The 19,940-nt window shown below is 54.6% G+C and carries 16 protein-coding genes; 15 read left to right on the forward strand and 1 reads right to left on the reverse strand.

What is annotated here, in order from left to right:
• Positions 1–4: 4 nt before the first annotated feature.
• The 15 genes from JJE36_03100 to JJE36_03170 all read left to right on the forward strand — a co-directional run bounded on the left by JJE36_03100 (position 5) and on the right by JJE36_03170 (position 19,001).
• Positions 5–877, forward strand: coding sequence for an NAD(P)-dependent oxidoreductase (locus JJE36_03100; protein MBK5211289.1), 873 nt, complete (start codon positions 5–7; stop codon positions 875–877).
• On the forward strand, positions 877–3,135 hold the full coding sequence (gene rlmKL / locus JJE36_03105) for a bifunctional 23S rRNA (guanine(2069)-N(7))-methyltransferase RlmK/23S rRNA (guanine(2445)-N(2))-methyltransferase RlmL (protein ID MBK5211290.1): 2,259 nt from the start codon (positions 877–879) through the stop codon (positions 3,133–3,135). Before JJE36_03100 ends, rlmKL begins: the two co-directional genes overlap by 1 nt.
• Before the next feature lie 16 nt (positions 3,136–3,151).
• Positions 3,152–4,498: a M20/M25/M40 family metallo-hydrolase gene (locus JJE36_03110; protein MBK5211291.1), complete on the forward strand. Its 1,347-nt coding sequence runs from the start codon at positions 3,152–3,154 to the stop codon at positions 4,496–4,498.
• A 237-nt stretch (positions 4,499–4,735) separates the two neighbouring features.
• On the forward strand, positions 4,736–5,902 hold the full coding sequence (gene nifV, locus JJE36_03115) for a homocitrate synthase (GenBank protein MBK5211292.1): 1,167 nt from the start codon (positions 4,736–4,738) through the stop codon (positions 5,900–5,902).
• Between the two features lie 6 nt (positions 5,903–5,908).
• Positions 5,909–7,168 (forward strand): 3-isopropylmalate dehydratase large subunit, encoded by a 1,260-nt coding sequence (locus tag JJE36_03120; GenBank protein MBK5211293.1) that lies wholly within the window; start codon positions 5,909–5,911, stop codon positions 7,166–7,168.
• 15 nt (positions 7,169–7,183) lie between these two features.
• On the forward strand, positions 7,184–7,684 hold the full coding sequence (locus JJE36_03125) for a 3-isopropylmalate dehydratase (GenBank protein ID MBK5211294.1): 501 nt from the start codon (positions 7,184–7,186) through the stop codon (positions 7,682–7,684).
• 79 nt (positions 7,685–7,763) lie between these two features.
• The gene (locus tag JJE36_03130) at positions 7,764–8,390 is read left to right on the forward strand and encodes a hypothetical protein (protein MBK5211295.1); all 627 of its coding nucleotides are present in this window, start codon (positions 7,764–7,766) and stop codon (positions 8,388–8,390) included.
• Between the two features lie 26 nt (positions 8,391–8,416).
• Positions 8,417–9,508 (forward strand): isocitrate/isopropylmalate dehydrogenase family protein, encoded by a 1,092-nt coding sequence (locus JJE36_03135; GenBank protein MBK5211296.1) that lies wholly within the window; start codon positions 8,417–8,419, stop codon positions 9,506–9,508.
• 34 nt (positions 9,509–9,542) lie between these two features.
• Positions 9,543–10,979 carry an O-antigen ligase family protein gene (locus tag JJE36_03140; GenBank protein ID MBK5211297.1) on the forward strand — a complete coding sequence of 479 codons (1,437 nt, stop codon included), beginning with the start codon at positions 9,543–9,545 and terminating at the stop codon, positions 10,977–10,979.
• Entirely contained in the window at positions 10,976–12,271 is a 1,296-nt protein-coding gene (locus JJE36_03145) for a nucleotide sugar dehydrogenase (protein ID MBK5211298.1), read from the forward strand. Before JJE36_03140 ends, JJE36_03145 begins: the two co-directional genes overlap by 4 nt.
• A gap of 489 nt (positions 12,272–12,760) precedes the next feature.
• Positions 12,761–14,584 (forward strand): biosynthetic-type acetolactate synthase large subunit, encoded by a 1,824-nt coding sequence (gene ilvB / locus JJE36_03150; GenBank protein ID MBK5211299.1) that lies wholly within the window; start codon positions 12,761–12,763, stop codon positions 14,582–14,584.
• The gene (gene ilvN, locus JJE36_03155) at positions 14,584–15,069 is read left to right on the forward strand and encodes an acetolactate synthase small subunit (GenBank protein ID MBK5211300.1); all 486 of its coding nucleotides are present in this window, start codon (positions 14,584–14,586) and stop codon (positions 15,067–15,069) included. Before ilvB ends, ilvN begins: the two co-directional genes overlap by 1 nt.
• 24 nt (positions 15,070–15,093) lie before the next feature.
• The gene (gene ilvC, locus JJE36_03160) at positions 15,094–16,173 is read left to right on the forward strand and encodes a ketol-acid reductoisomerase (GenBank protein ID MBK5211301.1); all 1,080 of its coding nucleotides are present in this window, start codon (positions 15,094–15,096) and stop codon (positions 16,171–16,173) included.
• A gap of 2 nt (positions 16,174–16,175) precedes the next feature.
• Positions 16,176–17,336 (forward strand): alanine--glyoxylate aminotransferase family protein, encoded by a 1,161-nt coding sequence (locus JJE36_03165; GenBank protein MBK5211302.1) that lies wholly within the window; start codon positions 16,176–16,178, stop codon positions 17,334–17,336.
• A 75-nt stretch (positions 17,337–17,411) separates the two neighbouring features.
• Positions 17,412–19,001 (forward strand): phosphoglycerate dehydrogenase, encoded by a 1,590-nt coding sequence (locus tag JJE36_03170; GenBank protein MBK5211303.1) that lies wholly within the window; start codon positions 17,412–17,414, stop codon positions 18,999–19,001.
• Here JJE36_03170 and JJE36_03175 read toward each other — a convergent pair.
• Entirely contained in the window at positions 18,998–19,807 is an 810-nt protein-coding gene (locus tag JJE36_03175; protein ID MBK5211304.1) for a hypothetical protein, read from the reverse strand. The genes JJE36_03170 and JJE36_03175 overlap by 4 nt on opposite strands.
• Between the last annotated feature and the right edge of the window lie 133 nt (positions 19,808–19,940).

Raw genomic sequence — 19,940 nt, forward strand, 5'->3', positions numbered from 1 at the left:
CGTTATGGAAAGAATAGGATTCATCGGATGCGGTGTCATGGGAAATGCGATGGCAGGGCATCTGCTTGATGCAGGCTACGAGGTTGTCGTGTACAATCGCACGAAATCTCGCACGGATAATCTCATCGCCCGAGGGGCCACGTGGGCGAGTTCTCCCGCTTCCGCAAGTGCCGAGGCCGACGTGGTGATTTCCATGGTCGGTTATCCGAGTGATGTCGAGGAAATCTATACGGGAAAAGACGGGATTATCGAAAGTGCGCGAGAGGGTACACTCCTTATCGACATGACGACATCCTCTCCGTCGCTCGCCGAAAAATTGGCCGATAGGGCTGCGGCGCGCAATCTCGGTATGCTCGATGCGCCGGTTTCGGGCGGCGATACGGGTGCGAAGAATGCGACGTTGACCATCATGGTCGGCGGAACGCAAGAAAACTTCGACCGTGCGCTTCCTCTTTTCAGAGTCATGGGAACGTCTTTCGCGCTTCACGGCGGTCCCGGCAGCGGGCAACACTGCAAGATGGCGAACCAAATCAATATCGCCGCCACCATGCTCGGGATGGCCGAATCACTTGCCTACGCCAAGGCGGCCGGTCTTGATCCGATGCGTGTCATCGAGACGCTTTCCGGCGGGTCGTCGCAGACGTGGTCGCTTTCCAATTACGGACCGCGTGTGCTCAAAGGCGACTACGCGGCCGGATTTTACGTGAAGCATTTCATCAAAGATTTGAAAATCGCACTCGAACAAGCGAGCGAAATGGGAGTCGATCTGCCCGCGACTCGGCTTGCGAAAGAGCTCTACGTCAAACTCGCGGAAGACCACGACGGCAAGATTCTCGGCACGCAGGCGATAATGCTGATGTACTTAGGCGAAAACTAATGCCCGCACCTTTTACCAGTTATCCGTTCTTCGTCACGTGTGCGACCGGCCTCGAGCCGTTGCTCGCCGACGAAATGCGCGCCATGCGGACTCACAGTGTACGTCCGCAACACGGCGGTGTCCTTTTCACCGGAACCATCAAAGACGCCTATCGCATCTGTCTGTGGTCGCGGCTTGCCTCGCGCGTGCTGCTTTCTTTGGGCGAGGTGGATGCGACTTCCGCCGAAACGCTTTACGCGGGAGTTAAAGCGATGCCGTGGGAGGAGCACATGCGCGCCACCGGTACGCTCGTGGTGCAATCGACCGGTGTCAACGAAAGTTTGCGCAATACACAGTTCACCAATGTGAAAGTGAAAGACGCCGTCGCCGATAGATTCCGCGAAATGTTCAACGTGCGTCCCAACGTCGATCCGCTCACTCCTGAACTGACCATCAACGTGCTCATCATGCAGAACCGCGCCAAGATTTCAATCGACTTGGCGGGCGAGCCGCTGCACAAAAGAGGCTATCGTCAAGACGGAGTCCAGGTCGTCGCCCCCATGAAGGAAACGCTTGCCGCCGCGATGCTTCTCACTGCCGGCTGGCCTGAAATCGCCGCAGAAGGCGGTCCTCTCGTCGACTTCATGTGCGGCTCGGGAACGCTTCTCGTCGAAGGAGCGATGATTGCCGGCGATATCGCACCGGGGCTGTTGCGCCGCCGCTGGGGTTTTTCCAAATGGCTGAAACATGACGAGGAGGCGTGGGATGTCCTGCTCGATGAGGCGAACAATCGTCGCGCACAAGGTGCGGACAAAATTCCGCCGATTGTAGGAAGCGATTACGATGCACGTTCGATCGAGATCGCACGGCGCGTCATTCGCCGCGCACGACTCGACACGAAAATTTCTCTCGCCCGCATGGACTTGCGCGCGGCTCAACCACCGCTCGGATTCGCCCATCCCGGTCTCGTGACGCTCAACCCGCCGTACGGAGAGCGTTTGGCCTCCACCGATGAAGTGGTCGAAATCTATCTCAATATCGCAGAAATCGCCCGTCTTCGTTTCGACGGGTGGACTTTGGCGATCATCTCACCGGACAGTCGACTTTCCGCAACGCTTGCGTTAAACCCCACGCGCGTCAAAGAATTCTACAACGGAAGGATTTTGTCTCCGGTGAGCGTGTACCGCATCGGTGAGGCGCAAGAGGTCGCAGCCCCGGAGTCGCACGGGTTCCAGGAGGATCTCAAGCATCCGCTCGCATTCGGAGGCAAGGGCGAAAAGACCATCGCGCCGAAATTCGATATAGATCCCGAACCTTTCAAAAACCGCCTCGAAAAAATGAAGAAGCATTATGAGAAGTGGGCGCGCAAAGCCGGCATTTCGTGCTATCGCATATACGATGCCGACCTGCCCGATTTCAACTGTGCCATCGACATCTATCGCGGTGTTGGTATCAGTGAAGGGCGCGCGTGGGTCCATGTGGCCGAGTATGCCCCACCGGCAGACGTCGATCCGCGCCTTGCGGCGGCTCGCATGGAAATAGTTCGAGAGGTCTGCTCCGAGGTGTTCGATGCCGCGCAAGGCGATCTCATTGTAAAGCAGCGCAAGCGCCAAAGGGGTTCGAGTCAGTACGAGCGTACCGAGCAAGGTCAAATCGTCGGGTTCGTCGAGGAAGGCGGGCTGACCTTCGAAGTGAATTTGACCGAGTATCTCGATACGGGAATTTTCCTCGATCACAGAGATGTCCGGGCGATGATTCGCGCCTCGGTGAAGGGCAAGACATTTCTCAACTTGTTCGCCTATACGGGCGTGGTCTCGGTGTTCGCCGCGGCCGGCGGTGCACACAACACTACGACGGTCGACATGTCGAAAACCTATCTCGATGCCGCGCGACGCAACATGCAGCGCAATAATCTACTGACGGACAACGAAGCGTTCGAACAGGCGGATGTGACGACGTGGGTCGATGAGGCGATCGATACCGGGCGAACGTTCGATATGATTTTTTGCGACCCCCCGACTTTTTCCAACTCGAAGCGTATGGATGACACATGGGATGTGGTACGCGATCATGCGGATCTTCTCATCAAACTCGGGAAAATCTTATCGACTGGCGGAGAGATTATCTTCTCTTGCAACAAGCACGGATTCAAAATCGATGTCGACAGCCTGAAAGCCGCGAATCTCGAAGTCGAAGATATCACCAAACGCACCATGCCGCGGGACTTCGAGCGAAACACGCATATTCATAAGTGCTACAAAATCACGCACGAATCATAAGAAAGGAACGCCTCCTGTGTCCGATCTCAAACAATCAATCGCCGAGTATATGGGCACGACTCTGTCAGATCTCGCGACATTGGTCGCGTACCCTTCATTGGCGTTCGAAGGATACGATCATGAGCCCACTATTGCCTGCGGTAACGCGGTCTCGGAAATGTTTCGTGCGGCAGGGTTCGATGGCGCCGAACTCATCTCGGTGGGTCCCGGCTTCAAGGCTGTTTGGGCAGAGCATCACGTTTCCTGCGATGTTGCGACCGTACTCCTGTACGCTCACTACGATATTCAGCCCGCTCCGAAAGACGAGCAGCAGTGGAAGACCGATCCTTGGACGTTGACACGCGGTGACGACGGACGCTATCACGGTCGCGGCGCCGCAGATGACAAGTCCGGAATCGTGCAGCATCTCGGCGCACTTCATGTGCTGGGCGGGCCTGATGCGATAACGAATGTGAACTTGAAAGTTTGTATCGAGGGTGAAGAAGAGGCTCACGGTCATCTCGCCGATTATATCGCGCAAGACCCGAATCGCTTCGGAGCCGACGTGTATATCATCGCCGATACGGGCAACATTTCGGTGGGCGAGCCGATTCTCACCACGAGCCTGCGCGGCGATGTGAACGTCGATGTCACCGTCGAGACGGTTTCTTCCGCCTTGCATTCGGGGATATTCGGAGGTCCGACACCCGACGCACTCGTAACGTTGATGAATGTTCTTCAGTCGTTTTATGACGAAAAAGGCAACACCGTCATCGAAGGCATAAAAACCGGTGAGGAGGACGGCGCCGAGTTCCCCGAAGAGTTGTTTCGCGAACAAGCGGAGTTGCTGCCCGGTGTCGAACTCGTCGGTACCGGTTCGATCGCGACGCGTCTCTGGAAACGCCCCAATGCCACGGTCATCGGCATGGACGTTCCGAGTTTGGCGAGCGCGGCCAACATCATCATTCCGAAAGCCACGGCACGAGTTGCCGTGCGCTACCCGGCAGGCAACGACCCCCGTGATGTTCTCGATGCCGTGAAGCGACATATATCCTCGCATACGCCTTTCGCCGCGAAAGTCACCTTTACCCGTGAACTCGCATCGCCGGCGTTCCAAACGTCGCTCGACACTTCCACAGGCGAACTTGCGCTTGAAGCGCTCGGTGAGGCATTCGAAAAGCCGGCCTCGACCATCGGCTGCGGAGCATCGATTCCGTTGCTTTCGGAGTTGCAAAAGATTTCTCCCGAAGCGACTTTCTTGCTGTTCGGCCCCGAGGATCAAGCCGAGGCGAAAGTGCATTCCGGCAACGAAAGCGTCGATGCAGACGAGATCGCCCGATGCATCCACGCGGAGGCGCTCATTTTGCAACGTATTTCTCGATAATCGAGCTTACGAGAGCCACCATATGGCGCCCGCCCGCGAAGTTGTCTATGACTTCGCGGGCTTTTTGCGATAAAATAGTATTCTGCCGCGCTTATATAAAAAAGTTGCATATTAAATGGAGGAATTGCACCATTGCCTATTAATATGCCTTTTATACCTGTTTGAATTGAATAGTATCGAGGAGCAAACATGAATCAAATGTTCAAAGGTAATTTAGCCGACGAAGCCGCCGACCATATGGTCTGGGAACTTCCCATCGATTCAAAACTTGACACCGTTCACGTAAAAATCGATGACACCACGCTGCGCGACGGTGAGCAAACAGCCGGCGTTGTTTTCACCAATGATGAGAAAGTAACCATCGCAAAGATGCTCGACGAGCTCGGTGTCGATCAAATCGAAGCGGGAATTCCGGTCATGGGCGGCGATGAAGCCGAAACCATCGAGCGCATCGCCCATCTCGGACTCAACGCATCGATTCTCGGGTGGAACCGTGCGACTATCCCCGATATCAAAACTTCCATCGATTGCGGAGTGGATGCCGTTGCGATTTCTTTGGCGACTTCCGATATCCACATTAAGACAAAACTCAAGAAAGACCGCAAATGGGTCATCGATTCCATGCGCGAGTCGGTGCAATATGCGAAATCGGAAGGCGTGTATGTTTCGGTCAACGCTGAAGATGCTTCGCGCACGGAACTCGGGTTCCTCCTCGAATACGCCTTGGCTGCCAAAGAAGAAGGTGCGGATCGTATTCGATTCTGCGACACGGTCGGTGTCATGGAGCCTTTCCGTTGCTACTCGATAGTCAGGCACCTCATTGAGGAGACCGGTCTCGAAGTCGAAATGCACACACACAACGACTTCGGTATGGCTGTGGCAAACGCCATCGCAGGCGTGCATGCCGGCGCCGGATGGGTCAATGTCACCATCGGTGGGCTCGGCGAGCGTGCCGGCAATGCTGCGCTCGAAGTTGTCGTCATGGCGCTCAAATATCTCGAGCAAATGGATCTCGAATTCGACACGAAGCGCTTCCATGAGGTTGCCGATTACGTCATGCGCGCGGCAGGTCGCACGGTTTCGGCGTGGAGCCCCATCGTCGGTTCGAACATGTTCGCGCATGAGTCCGGTATTCATGCGGACGGCGTCATCAAGAACCCGAAAACATATGAAGTATTCAGTCCTGAAGAAGTCGGCCTCGAGCGCCAAATCGTGGTGGGAAAGCATTCGGGCTCCAAGACAATCGAGATGAAGCTCGGCGAGTTCGGTATAGCCATCGAGCACCAAGATGCAGCCGCTCTTCTTCCGGCGGTTCGCGCGAAATCGGTTCTTTTGAATCGCTCGCTTTTCGATAAGGAACTCGTGGTCCTCTATCAAAATTACATGAATAAAAAGGAGGCCTAGAGCCGCATGCCGGGAAAGACTATCGCAGAAAAGATATTTTCACTTCACTCGGGCACCGACGCACATGCCGGTGACATCGTCGTCGCCGATGTGGACTTCGTCATGGGACAGGATGGAACTTCGCCTCTCGCCATCAATGCGCTCGAAGACATGGGCGTGAAGGAAGTGTTCGACCCGTCGAAAGTCGCACTCGTCATCGATCACTCGAGCCCGAGTCCTGTTGAGGGCGTAAGCGCCCTCCATACCATCATGCGCAACTTCGGAAAAACGACCGGTTGCACGGTTTACGACGTCGGGTGTGGTGTCTGTCACCAGCTTATACCCGAGCGCGGACACGTGGTATCGGGTGATTTGATGGTCGGCTGTGATTCGCACACGTGTACCTACGGTGCCATCAACGTCTTTTCGACGGGTGTCGGCTCGACTGACGGCGCTGCGGCCATGGCGTCGGGCAAACTGTGGTTTAACGTGCCCCCTACGATTAAAGTCGTTTTCAACGGAACACTGCCGCAAGGTGTCTTTTCCAAGGACCTCATTTTGTATCTTGTCGGCATGATGGGTGCCGACGGTGCAACGTATAAAGCTCTCGAATTCAGCGGTCCGGTCATCGACGCACTTTCGGTGGAAGCACGCATGACCATTTCGAACATGGCCATCGAGGTCGGTGCGAAGGCCGGTCTGATGGAGGCCGACGATAAGACGATTGCATGGTGCAAAGCGCATTCGGACAAGGAACTGCATCCGCAATCCGCCGATGCTGATGCCGTGTATGAGCAAATCATTGAAATCAATACCGATACAATCGTTCCTCAAATTGCCAAACCGCATTCGGTCGACAATGTTTCTCCCATCGATGAGGTCGAAGGCACGCCGATTGCACAAGGGTTTCTCGGCACCTGTACGAACGGGCGTCTCGAGGACTTCGCAGTCGCCGCAAAAATTTTGGAAGGCAAGCATATCGCCGACGGCGTGCGCTTCATCGTCGCTCCGGCCTCGAAAGACATTTATCTGCAGGCGATGGAGGCCGGCTATATTCAAACGTTCGTGCATGCGGGCGCCTGTGTGGTTACTCCGGGGTGCGGACCGTGCGTCGGCACTCATGACGGGGTCCCCTCAAACGGTGAGAATGTCATTTCCACCGCAAATCGTAACTTCAAGGGTCGTATGGGCAACAGTGAGGCGTTCATCTACTTGGGCAGCCCTGCGACGGTCGCCGCATCGGTCATCGAGGGTAAAATCACCGATCCTCGTAAGTATTTCAGATAGGAGCTTGTCAGTCACATGGGAATCACGGCAAAAGCGTTCAAATACGGCGATGACATCAACACCGACTATATCATCAGCGGTAAATATAAGTTCAAATCAAACGACATGAAAGCCATGGCCGTCCACGCCATGGAAGAACTCGACCCGCACTATTTTGAAAAAGTGAGCGAGAACGGGGGATTTCTCGTCGCGGGGAAGAATTTCGGTATGGGGTCGAGTCGCGAACAGGCGCCTCTCGTTCTGATCAACTCGGACACCAAAGCCGTTATCGCGAAATCGTTTGCGCGTATTTTTTATCGCAACGCAATCAATACGGGACTACCGGTCGTCATTTGCGATACCGATTCGATCGACGGTGCCGATATGCTCGATTTGGATCTTGCCGCCGGAGTAATCCATAACGTGACACAAGGGACCGACATCACATTTTCGCCTCTTCCCGGTGTTATGGCACAGCTGTTGGCAGACGGAGGTCTCGCCGCTCATTTTCGCAAGCATGGTGGATTCAACCTCTAGGCGATACGTGTCGACGAGGTTTTGACCTGAACTATTTCAGGTGTTGCGCCTTCGAGCAACCCAGTTAGGGTGAAATGTTATGAAGTATAGTTTTACTCCGGAGACCCCGGAAGACGAGTGCGCGGAAAATGCCCTGAGACGCATTAAGATTCGCAGAGAGTTGGTCGAGGCACTCGGTTGCGACTCGCGCGTTTTAAGGCAATATGCCACGACGGTGCTTTTGACCGTTGCGGAAGCAAAGCCCGAACTCCTCGTCGAATTTCAAGATGAATTACTCGACGCATTGAACAGACCCGAGCCGATGACGCGCTATCAAATTCTGCGTATCATCAGCGCATTGATATCCCAAGATGCGCACATCGTTGAAAAAGGATATGAAGACATCGAGGCATGCCTCTACGATGAGGAATCTCCCAATGTCCGCGGGAGTGCATTCCGTTTGCTCGCACACTACGGCGCGACGACGCAAAAGCGCTCGGAACGTGTATGGCCGAGTCTTTCCGATGCATTGCGTTGTTGGCATCGCGACACGGTCTTCATGGAAATGCTGGCCGATCTCATCACGCTCCTGGAGGGGAAGTGTTCCGATAGGGTTCGCGACGAAGCGGCGACGCTCTTTGAATTCGATATCGAGAGCACCGATAATCTACTTCGTCGCAAGGCGCGCTATATCGTCTCGCTTCGCCCTGAGGCAGATAAAAAATAATTATGCAACTTTTGGAGGCATTTTTTATGGCTCACTATAACGTGACGCTTATTCCCGGTGATGGTATCGGTCCCGAAATAACCGATGCGATGCGTCGAGTCGTCGAGGCGACCGGTGTCGAGATAGAGTGGGATATCCAAAGTGCGGGCGCCACCGTCGTCGAAGAAGAGGGGACTCCGCTTCCTCGACGCGTCATCGATTCCATCAAACGGAATAAAGTCGCGATAAAAGGACCCGTCACCACGCCTGTCGGTACCGGCTTTCGCTCGATTAACGTCGCGCTCCGTAAAGAGCTCGACCTTTTCATAAGCCAGCGTCCTTCGCTCAGCATTCCCCATTCAGGCGCGCGCTATGATGATGTCGACATCGTGATTTTTCGTGAGAACACCGAAGATCTCTACGCCGGAATCGAATTCGAAATGGGGTCGAAAGGCGCGACCGAATTGCGTGCGATGCTTCGTTCGTTGGGTGCGGGAAAGATTGCCGAAGATGCCGGTATTTCCATAAAACCGATTTCTGTTCACGGATCGCGCCGAATTTTGGAGGCGGCATTCGAGTATGCGGTCGCCAACGGTCGTAAAAAAGTGACGGCGGTTCACAAAGCGAACATCATGAAGCACTCGGATGGACTTTTTCTCTCGATTGCGCGCAAAGTCGCGGCCGAATACGCGGATAAAGGAATCGAGTTCAACGACATGATTGTGGATGCGACTTGTATGAACCTCGTAATCGATCCTTCTCAGTTCGACGTTATCGTCACTATGAATCTTTACGGTGACATCCTTTCCGACCTCTGCGCCGGTTTGGTCGGCGGTCTCGGCATGGTTCCGGGGGCAAACATCGGCGCCGAAGAGGCGATATTCGAAGCGGTGCACGGAAGCGCTCCCGATATTGCCGGGCAAGGCATCGCCAATCCCACGGCCATCTTTTTGACGAGCGCCATGATGCTCAATCATCTCGGAGAGCAGGAAGCGGCCGCAAGTATCACGAGAGCGGTGACTTCGGTCATCTCTGCGGGCGAGACGATTACCGGTGATTTGAAGAAAATAAGGACGGGAAGTATTCAAGGGGCTGCGACGACCGATGAATTCACCGATGCGGTCATAGCTCGGCTATAATTGAGCAACCGGCACAACGGCTGATGGGACAGTTTTGAATAACGATAACGGGACACCGACCGCGCAGATTGCGAATTCCATGTCGAAGTGGTTTTTAGTCTGCACTTTCATCTGCATGGCGTTTATAACGCTCATGCCGAATAGAGATTTGTTCTTCATTCACAACGTTTGGCACATCAAAGTGTCGATATTCGTCGTAGACATCCTTGCCGGCGGAGCGTTCATTTACTATCGATATCGCCGCCGAAATATGAGCGATGTTTCATTCAAAAGTCTCATAATGCAGTCGTGGCCCATTTTTTTCTTTGCAGCCGTTAACATCGGATATCTGTTCTGGGCTTATTTCCATGCGTCGGCCGCACCTTTCGGAAGAGTGGGCAACTCTAAATATTGGGGCAATTATCTGATTACCCTCGTCGCTCTTCCCGCATCGTTTACTCTCGGCTATCTCAATAGAAAGAACGGAGAGAAGTATGTTCCTCTCTTTCTTTTCATCGTCACGGCAGTTTCTCTCGCCGCCGGATTATTCCAGGCGGCGGCGGCGATGGGATATCCGAATATGGTGGCCGATGGCATACGCGCCATGAACAAACTGACCTCCTCTGCGATTGGGGTGTGGAACCCGGGACCATCCGAACCTTTCAGGGCCACGGGACTCGAAACGTATCCCGGATATTACGCATTTCCGATGATTTTCATCGTCGCATGGACTCTATCTGCAAAAAAAGCGCAACGTTTTAGAGTCACCGTCTTTCTCATGGCTTCTGCCGTCATACTTATCAGCGGATCGCGTGCTGCGCTGGTCGGCTATCTGGTTGTGTTGATTGCACGAGGATTTCAGGGGATCAAATCGGGAAAAGAGGGGCACGGCCTCAGAAACCGAAGAGCGTTGATCGCGCTTGTCTCCCTAGCGGCGGTGGTGCTCTCTATCGGGATAGGGTATATGACGATAAACAATTTGGGACCATTTGCCCGACCCGAGGTTCCCCAATCCGAAATCAAAAATGTGCTGGCCGGTGGGAAGAGCAGTGAGAATGCCGCCTCGTCTATTTTATCGACGTTGTCGAGCGGGCGCACTGACCTGTGGGCGCAAATAATACCCCTTATCGCTCAACATCCGCTCGGGTCCGGCTACCAAATCGCGGTGGTTCTCAACCGAGCTCACGCCCATAATGATTTTCTCAATCTATGGTTTTGGGGAGGACCGTTTCTCGTCATTCCCTGGATTATCGTACTTGTATGGTTGTACGGTTTTACGAAAAAGACGAGCGCACCGCGCTTGGGTGGTTTGATAGTTTTCGGGACGCTCGGGGCGGGTATGTTCGACGTGTTTTTCGCCGGCGCCCCCGTTATGGCTCTCGCGCTTTTCCTCCTCGGCATGATGGTGATACCCAAAGTCGGAACGGAAGAGCGTTCGACTGAGATTTCTTCGCAGGTACCGTTCGATTCGATTCCTAAGGAACGTTCATGAGACTGGAAGATAAGTTAAAAAACGGAACTGCCGTCTTCGGTGTCGTCGGTTTGGGCTATGTCGGGTTGCCTCTCGCCGTCGAGATGGGGAAGGCTGGGAATAACGTCATCGGTTTTGAAGTCTCGGCCGAAAAAGCGAATTCGGTGAATGCCGGAGAGAGCTATATCCCCGATGTTTCGACAGACGAACTTGCTGATTTGGTGAAGCGCGGTATTTTGCGTGCAACGACCGACTTTTCGCAGGCGTCTGAGTGCGATGCCATAGCTATCTGCGTACCGACGCCTCTCGACAAGATGCGCGACCCCGACGTGAGCTTCATGGTGAGCGCTGCAAGAGAAATCGCACCCCACATCACGGCAGACACTCTTGTCACCTTGGAGTCGACGACCTATCCGGGCACCACCGAAGAGATTTTGAAGCCGATCATCGAATCGACGGGGTTGAAAGTCGGCGAAAGTGTGTTTCTCGCATTTTCTCCCGAACGCATCGATCCCGGCAATCCGGTTTACCAAACGAAGAACACGCCCAAGGTCGTCGGGGGTTGTACTCCCAAGTGCACGAAATTGGCCGTCATGTTCTATGAACGATTTTTGACCACGATCGTCCCGGTGAGTTCATCTCAGGCGGCCGAGATGACGAAACTTCTCGAAAATATTTTCCGCTGTGTGAACATCGCTTTGGTTAACGAACTCGCGCAACTCGCGAATCGTATGAACATCGATATTTGGGAAGTCATCGATGCGGCGAAAACCAAGCCTTTCGGATTCATGCCGTTTTATCCAGGCCCCGGTCTGGGCGGACACTGTATTCCCGTCGATCCGTTTTATTTGAGCTGGAAAGCGCGTGAGTTCGACTTTCAGACCGAATTCATCGATCTTGCCGGTAAAGTAAACGAGGATATGCCGTACTTCGTCGTCGAGCGACTCATGAATGCGCTCAATGCGCATCGCAAGCCACTCGCAGGTTCACGCGTGCTGGTTCTTGGAGTCGCCTATAAAAGCAATGTCGGCGATATGCGTGAGAGTCCCGCCACCAAAGTCATCGACTTGATGGCCGCAAAAGAGGCTGAAATCGTCTACCATGATCCTTTCGTCGATTCGTATAACTACGACGGGCTCGAAATCGAGAGAGTCGAGCTGACGGCGGAGGAAATCGAGGCGGCCGATGTCGTTTTGGTTTTGACGGCGCATAGAAACGTCGATTATGCGCTCGTGGCACGACACGCGAAGCTCGTGTTCGACACCAGAAACGTGATGGGATCGTACGATTCGCCCAACGTCATTCTGCTTTGATTTTCTTCTCTGTCGTATCGGTGTCGAAAATCGGTCGGGTTGTGTTGAAAATAAAATAAGTGTTACACTGAAAATCCGCGCGAGCGTCTGTGGAATCGCAGGCATCGCGGCGGTATTTACAATTGAAAAGTAAGGCTATGACGAAGAAAGTAGAGGCCATCTGCGCCCCCAGAGAATCGGGATATCAGCTGGAAGCCCGATGCACAGACGTCTTGAAACACCACTTCACCAGCCACCTGGAACAAAGTTTTGTCAGTGCATGGATGACCTCCGAGCACTGATGCAGACCGTTAAGCCGGGTCGGTGGCAACCGTTATCTGCCGTATCGGTATGTCGATATACACCAATTTCTCGGTGGCTTTGAAGATTGCGTGACGCCTTCTTCGCGCCTCTCTTCCAGGTACGGTGGGCTTTTCTCTTTCATACCATGCGGCTAACTTGCTCATCACCTGGCAGAAAAGGTGCGAGATGGACAGGATTGGCAAGCGCATGGATTCAAACAGTCGGCATGTTTCCGACAAAAAAAGCAAGACGGATAAGACTCACAAGACGAAATCGCTTAGGCTCACGGGAGCTCGTGCTTTCGTGGAGTGTCTGCGCGAGCAGGGTGTCGAACAGATTTTCGGCTACCCGGGCGCAGTGGCTTTACCGCTCTTCGATGAACTCTACGATGCCTCCGACATAAAGGTGCTTCTTCCGCGCCATGAGGCGGCCGCCGTGCACATGGCGGACGGTTATGCCCGTTCCACCGGTAAAGTCGGTGTCGTGCTTGTCACGAGTGGACCGGGTGCTACCAATACCGTAACCGGAATCGCCAATGCGTACATGGACTCCGTTCCCGTCGTCGTGTTCACCGCGCAGGTTGCCACATCGGTGCTCGGAACCGATGCATTCCAAGAAGCCGATATAACCGGCATAACGCTTCCCATCACCAAGCATAGCTATCTTGTCAAGTCGGGCGAGGAACTCTGCGCCGCCATTTCAGAAGGCTTCCATATCGCTTCGACGGGGCGTCCAGGTCCGGTCGTCATCGACATACCGGTCGATGTCGCGCAGGCGGTGTTCGATTTTGTACCGAGTGATCGCGTTCAAGTTCCCGGTTACAAGCCGACCACACGCGGTAATGCCAAGCAGATTTTGCAGGCGGCAAACGCCCTGAAAAAGCATGCCCGTCCGGTTCTTTACGTCGGTGGTGGCGTTGTCTCCGCAGGGGCATCCGCCGAGCTCAAAGAGCTTGCCGAGTCGATGGAGATTCCTGTTGCCACCACACTGATGGCACGCGGTGTGTTTCCCGAAGACCACCATTTGTGGATCGGTATGCCGGGGATGCACGGCGCGAAGTACACCAATTACGCAATGACTGAAGCCGATCTCATCATCGCCGTCGGAGTTCGTTTCGACGATCGCATCACCGGAAAAGTATCCGAGTTCGCAAAGAACGCCTTCATCATCCATATCGATATCGATCCGGCTGAAATCGGTAAAATCAAGGCCGTCGATGTTCCCATCGTCGGAGATGCGCGCGATATTTTGGGGAGGATCGTCGAGATCCTCGAAAAAGAAGAAGCTCAGCCGATGTCGCACACATGGCTCGAACAAATCGACGAGTGGCGAGATGAGAACCCCTTCGAATACGATGAAGCGGCGGCGAAGAAAAAAGTCCTCCCCGAAGTCATCATCGAACATGTCATGAAGTTCACGCAAGAGCGTGACACGATCTATGCGACCGAAGTCGGTCAAAATCAAATGTGGGCCGCACAATATGCGCATCCGCGCGGCGCACGCACGTGGATTACCAGTGGGGGGCTCGGGGCCATGGGATTCGGTTTTCCGGCAAGTATCGGCGCCCAAATCGGTAATCCGAACGCGCTCGTCGTTTGTTTCGCGGGCGACGGTTCCCTTCAAATGAATATTCAAGAGCTTGCAACGGTATCGAGCAATAATATCCCGGTGAAGATCATCGTTTTGAACAACGGCGCGCTCGGCATGGTGCGTCAATGGCAGGGGCTCTTTTATAACGAGCGTTTCGCCCTTTCCACTCTTCCACTCGATTGTCCCGATTTCGTAGTGCTCGCCCAAGCCTACGGCATACAGGGTCTGCGCATCGACAAGCCTTCGCAGATCGATTCCGTTTTGGCGAAAGCGTTCGAACACGACGGTCCCGTGCTGGTCGACTGTCGTATTCCCGCCGATGAGATGGTGTTTCCCATGGTCGCGCCCGGTGCCTCCATCGCCCAAATGCTCGGAGGAGTTCCCGGAGAGGGCATACATACGATGATCGATGCGCACGCGTCACGCAAGGAGGCCAAATAATGCAGCATACCATTTCGGTTCTCGTCGAGAACAAACCAGGTGTCTTGACGCGGGTGACTTCTCTTTTCGCGCGTCGTGGATTCAACATCGATTCCCTGGCGGTGGGGGAGACCGAAGACCCCAGTATTTCTCGCATCACCGTCGTGACGGGCGCCGAGTCGGTCCCCCTCGAGCAAATCACCAAGCAGGTGTACAAACTGATCAACGTCATCAAGGTGACCACTCTCACGCCGCATGATTCGATTTCGCGCGAGCTCGCGATGTTCAAAGTCATTTGTCCTCCCGAGCGCAGGCATGAAGTGTTTGCAATCGTGAATGTTTTCGAGGCGAAGGTCGTCGATGTCTCAAAGGACTCGGTTATGGTCGAGGCGACCGGGACCACAGACAAGCTCGAATCGCTCGAAGATATTTTCAAGGGTTACGGAATAAAAGAGATGGCGCGGACCGGCGTCATCGCACTCAGTCGTGGTTCCAAGGAGAAATAAGGGTGCGCGAATATGACAGACGATATGCAAACCGAGAGGAAGACGGATGCTGTCCGTGAACCGGCTCACATTTACAAAGAGCAGGATTGTAACCCGGAGATTATCGCGAACAGTGTGGTGTCCATCATCGGATACGGAGCACAGGGCCATGCACAGGCGCTCAATCTTAAGGATTCGGGAGTGCACGTCATCGTGGGTCTTCGCCCGGGCAGTCCCAACCGGAAAGTCGCACAAGATGCGGGGTTCGAGGTGGCAGACATCGACGAGGCCACGAAAAAAGGCGACCTCATCATGATGCTCATCCCCGACGAGGTACAGGCGGAAACATATCGCGAGCACATCGAGCCGTATATGACTTCGGACAAAACACTCGCATTCGCGCACGGGTTCAATATTCTCTTCGAGAAAATCAAGCCGTCGCCCGATATCGATGTCATCTTGATCGCCCCGAAGGGGCAGGGGCACATGCTGCGCCGAATGTTTTCAATCGGCTCGGGAGTACCTGGCCTCGTCGGTGTCGCCCAAGACGTGTCCGGCCGCGCATGGGATAGGGCGTTCAGCTATGCCCAGGCAATCGGGTGCGCGCGTATGGGGATTTTAAAGACGACGTTTGCCGAGGAAGCGACATGCGACCTCTTCGGCGAACAAGCGGTTCTATGCGGAGGAGCGATGGAGCTCATGCGCGCCGGATTCCAGACGCTCGTCGATGCCGGTTATCAGCCGGAAATCGCTTATTTCGAGTGCATCCATGAGATGAAACTCATCGTCGACCTGGTCTACGAGAACGGGTTCGGCGACATGTTCAAAGTCATATCCAACACCGCCGAGTTCGGCGGTTACCGCACGGGAAAAACCATCGTCACCGATCAAACGCGCGCCGCCATGAGGGCGTGCCTGAAAGATATCGAAGACGGCACATTTGCCTCCGCATGGATGAACGAGTGCACAACGCCGCAGGGGAAAACCGACTTCACCGCCGAGCGTGCGGCGCATGCGGAAGGTCTCGAGGAAATCGTCGGCAAACGATTGCGCTCCGCATTCACTCCTTGCGAAAAAGTAACGATCCGACCACAAGAGCCGCAAGATGAAAGGGAACAGAAATGAGCATGCAAAAGAAATATCTGATGACACCGGGACCGACCCCGGTACCCGCCGAAGTGCTGCTGAAAATGGCATCTCCGATGATTCACCATCGCACTCCTGACTTCTCGGCGGCGTTTCGCGCGAGTATCGAAGGCCTCAAGTACGTGTTCGATACCGAGAGAAGCGATGTGATGCTGTTCGCCTCGTCGGGGACCGGTGCGATGGAATCGGCTATCGTCAACACGCTTTCTGCAGGCGATACCGTCATCATCGCGCGCAACGGCAAGTTCGGCGATCGCCAAAAGCAAATTTGCCAAGCATACGGTGTGAAGGTCGAAGATCTCGAGTACGAGTGGACGCAGACGGTCAAGCCTGCCGATATCGAGGCGAAACTGGCAGCGCTCGCAGCCGAAGGCATCACGCCTGCCGCGGTAATCGTGACGCAATCGGAAACCTCCACAGGCGTGCTCAACGACGTTAAGGCGATCGGCGCGATTGTCAAAAACTACCCCGACACCATACTTATCGTCGACTCCATCACCGGTATCGGGGCCGTCGAGTGTAAGACCGACGAGTGGGGTCTGGATGTGGTCATGACCGGTTCGCAAAAGGGGCTCATGCTCCCACCGGGTCTTGCCGCGCTCACCGTCTCTCCGAAAGCGTGGAAGGCCTACGAACGCTCGACGTTGCCGAAATTCTACTTCGATTGGATGAAGTATAAAAAGAGCGTCGACAAGGACACCACACCGTTTACTCCTGCGGTTTCTCTCGTGCTCGGGCTCAACGTGGCGCTTGCGATGATTCGCGAGGAAGGCCTCGAAAACACCATCGCGCGTCACTCACGCTTGGCCGAGGCGACCAGAAAAGGGTGCGAGGCGTTAGGACTTGAAATTTTCGCACCTGAAGACGGGCGCAGTAGTGCGGTGACTCCCGTATGGGTTCCCGAGGGTATCGACGGCAAGCAAATCGTCAGCGTGCTCAAGAATCGCTACGGTGTGACGATCGCCGGTGGACAAGATCACCTCGTCGGGAAAATCATCCGTATAGGACACCTCGGGTATTTCGGGGAGTTCGATATCATCACAACGCTGTCGGCCCTTGAAATGACACTTGCCTCACTCGGCTACGAATTCGAGCGCGGCTCAGGGATCAAGGCAGCTGAAGAAGTGTTCATGGCCGAGTAAGGGCGACTCCAGGCGTTGCGTGCGTGTCGGAGAAGGTAAGTTCATCAATCACCTGTTTTATGGATGGAGAACACAATGCGTGTACTGGTTGCAGAGAAAATCGCCGCTCGCGGCATAGAGATTTTACAAGAGAAGTTCGATGTCGATGTCGAACTTTCGCTCACTCATGAAGAGCTCGTGGAAAAAATCGTCGACTATGATGCATTGATCGTACGTTCCGCCACGCAAGCGACACGCGATGTCATCGCGGCGGGCAAAAACCTCAAGGTGATCGGGCGTGCGGGAGTCGGTGTCGACAACGTCGATGTCGCATCTGCCACCGAGCGCGGTATCATCGTGTGCAACGCGCCGACGTCGAATATCGTTTCCGCCGCAGAGCAGACGATGGCGCTCATGCTCGCCTGTGCTCGCAAAACTCCGCAGGCGAACGCTTCGATGAAAGCGGGCAAGTGGGAGCGCTCCAAGTTCACCGGTACCGAGCTTTTCGAAAAGACGCTCGCAATCTTTGGCCTCGGTCGTATCGGTTCGCTCATCGCCGAACGCGCGACGGCGTTCGGGATGCGCGTCATCGCCTATGACCCCTATGCGAGTCAGGCGCGTGCGCAATCGCTCGGCGTCGAACTCATGACGGAGCCGAGGGAGATCATGAAGCAGGCCGATGTCATCACCGTACACCTTCCGAAAACCAAAGAAACCATCGGCATGTTTGACGAAAGCAGCTTGGAATACATGCGCGATGGCGTGATCTTGATCAACGCCGCCCGTGGTGGCATTTACGAGGAGAAGGCGCTCGTCCAAGGTCTCCGCAGCGGGAAAATCGGTGCCGTGGGAATCGACGTGTGGGAGAAAGAGCCTTGCACCGATTCGCCGTTGCGCGAGTTCGACAATGCAATCATGACGCCTCACCTCGGAGCCTCGACCAAAGAGGCGCAGGCGCGTGCCGGCATTCAAATCGCCGAGTATGTTTCGCTCGGTCTCGAAGGACGCATGGTCGCCACCGCGGTCAACGTCACCCCGGTGCCCGCCGACGTCATGGTCAAGGTGCGCCCCTATATCAACCTTGCACAGGATATGGGCACCATGGTCGCGCAACTCATCACCGGCGGTATCGAAAAAGTCGAAATCACTTCGGTCGGTCTGCTCTCCGAAATGGACACGCGTATCATCACGACCGCCGCTTTGAAGGGGATGCTCTCAAGCGTCACGAGCGATCCGGTCAATTTCGTCAATGCGAACTACTTGGCTGAGGTGCGTGGCATTCAAATCGAAGAGAAAAAGCGCGCCGATGTTTCCGACTATACCTCGTTGGTCATCCTGGAAGTCACCACTTCGACGGGCACGGTGAAAATCGCCGGTAGCTGCATCGGGAAAAACAACGATCCGCGCATCGTGAGCCTGTTCAGCTACGATCTCGACGTCGCACCTTCCGAGCACATGGCGTTCTTCTTGTATCCGGATCGTCCCGGCGTCATCGGCAAAGTCGGAACCGTATTGGGCTCGGCCGGCGTCAATGTCGGTCTCATGCAGGTGGGGAGAAGCGAGACCGGCGGACAGGCGCTCATGGCCATCGCCGTTGACACTCCGCTTTCAGCAGCCATTCTCACCGAACTCACCTCGTCTTCTTCGGGGGAGCCGATGGATGAGGCATGGTACGTACAACTCTAGATGTCTTCGTCTTCGTCGATTTCATCTTCGAGGACGTAATCCAATGTCGGGTCGCTCGGCGAGTGATTGCCCCGCGCGAGCACGTAGATCAAAACGCCGATTGCAAGTGCGAGCAATACGCCCGCGGCGATGATCAAGTAGATGTTGAGCGTACTTTTGCCCGTTTTGGCCGTGGGCGTCGTGTTCGTGCTCGCTATTTTAGTGTTGCTGATGAACGCCATCTGTGCAAGTTTTTGCTGACCGGCTTTTGCGTCGGTGAATATAGTTCCGTAGAGATTTTTCCCTTCGGCGTTTTGCCCGAGCAAGGAAATGTCTTTCCCGACGCCCGTATAGTTGTCGGGAGCCGGGGTGATGATGGCCATGCGTTTTACATCGTATGAAGGGATCCAGCCCATACCGTATACGAGGTGTCCGGTCGAACTGATGGTGAGGGGATCGCTCTTAAACGTCATCCCGAAAGATTTCTTCGAGTCGATCGTAAGGGAGTAGATATCGACGGTCTTTCCCTTTTTAACGGTGTAGTCGACCTGTGTAGTTTTATTCGGGGCGGCGGCATCGAACGTATAAGCTTTCTTCGCAGTGAAAAAAGTGGGCGCCTGAACTTTGACGGTGACGGGGTAGGCTTGGTCGGAGGGCAATTCACCCTTCACGTCGATGAGCACTTTCCCGGTCGTCGCAGAGTCGGCGATGACTTGCAAGTAGTCGAGTTGCTTAACGGTGTTGGCCGCTCCGGCAATTGAGGCGCCGCCTAATAGTGCCAGACACAGAGCGATGGATGCTGGCAAACGAAGAGTTTTGATTGACATTCATTTCCTCCTAAAACCCTTATACTTAAAGCCTGACGGCTGGGCAATCTTACTTATAATACCTTAATGGTTCACAAAAAAATGTGTTAATTAAATTGTCGCCCGATGTGAATTAACATGATATATGGGCGAT

It is taken from the genome of Coriobacteriia bacterium (genome assembly GCA_016649875.1).
Lineage (GTDB): Bacteria > Actinomycetota > Coriobacteriia > WRKU01 > JAENWW01 > JAENWW01.